This is a genomic window from Mycobacterium asiaticum, from assembly GCF_001668675.1.
Taxonomy (GTDB): Bacteria; Actinomycetota; Actinomycetes; order Mycobacteriales; family Mycobacteriaceae; genus Mycobacterium; species Mycobacterium asiaticum_D.
On sequence record NZ_LZKQ01000320.1, the window covers coordinates 1 to 1,453 of the forward strand.

Here is a 1,453-nt window from a genome sequence, read left to right on the forward strand (position 1 = left end):
CCGCCCCCGCCGGACCCGCCCGGCCCGGCAGCCCCGCCAGCACCGCCCGCGCCGCCGTTCCCCGCCCCCAGGGCCGCGCCGCCAGCGCCGCCGGCCCCACCGTTGCCGGCGTCGCCGCCGGCACCACCGGCCCCGCCCGGGGCACCCGAGCTGAACGTGCTGCCCTCAGCGCCGGAACCACCATCACCGCCACTACCGCCGCGCCCGCCCTGGCCGCCGGCCCCGCCATTCCCTCCGTCACCCGAGATCGCGCCCCCAAGACCGCCAGCGCCACCCTGGCCGCCGTCGCCGCCGGAGGTGCCGGCAACGCCTGCGGCGCTGGTCCCGGGGCCGCCGGAGGAGCCGTCACTACCGGAGGCACCGTCGCCTCCGGCCCCGCCCTGCCCACCGTTGCCCACCGACCCGCCGTTACCGCCAGCCCCGCCATTGCCGCCTCGGCCGTCAAGCACGCCGCGGACACCGTCAGCGCCATCACCGCCTTGGCCGCCGTTGCCACCGCTGGTCACCGCCGCACCCGCGCTGCCATCAGCACCGTCACTGCCGCCGCTACCGCCGCTACCAACCGTTCCACCATCACCGCCGGCACCGCCAGCGCCCGCGTCGCCGCCGTCGCCGCCGCGTCCGCCATCTAAAACATCGCTATCGCCGGCACCGCCGGCGCCACCATCACCAGCTCTGCCTGCTGCGCCTCCGGTACCGCCCGTGCCGCCCGTGCCGTTGACCCCTGCGTTGCCAGAACCACCCGCGGCACCCGCGTTACCGCCGGCCCCACCGGCACCTCCGACCCCGCCGTCACCACCATTACCGCCGTTTTGACCGTCTCCACCTGGTGTGGCGCCTTCCGCACCCACGACGCCGGCCCCGCCGCTACCACCGCTGCCGCCAGCACCGCCGAGCCCACCGGCCCCGCCGTTACCGCGGACCGCGCCACCCGAGCCGCCCGCACCGCCGGCCCCACCGGCACCGCCGGCCTCGCCATTGCCGCCCGAATCGCCGTAGCTGGCACCGTCTGGGCCGGACAACCCGGCCGCACCGCTGCCACCGGCACCTCCGGCGCCACCGTTACCCAGGGTGCCGCCGTCTCCACCGACACCACCGGTACCACCAATGCCGCCCGCACCAGGCATGCTTCCGGGGCTCCGGTCAGTAGCGTTACCACCGACTCCGCCCGCCCCACCATGACCGGAAGCCCCGGTCGGCAACTCACCGTCCGCGCCGGCCGCGCCGAACTGACCGCCACCACTGTCCCCGCCGGTACCTCCCTGGCCGACGGCACCCGCATCTCCGCCCAGGCCACCGGCCCCACCATTACCTCCTTGGGTGGCACCTTCACCGCCGGCGCCGCCGGAGCCGACGGTGGTACTGGTGGGGCCGGCGGAGTGGGGCATTCCACGGAGTTCCCCGGCATGGATTTGACGGGACCCTCGACCGGCGGCGACGGCGGTCAGGGGGG

At 76.7% G+C, this 1,453-nt stretch carries 1 pseudogene; it reads right to left on the reverse strand.

The annotated features are described in order from the left end of the window. Positions 1–1,388: pseudogene (locus tag A9X01_RS30945) on the reverse strand (PE family protein); the annotation flags it as partial. Positions 1,389–1,453: the final 65 nt, after the last annotated feature.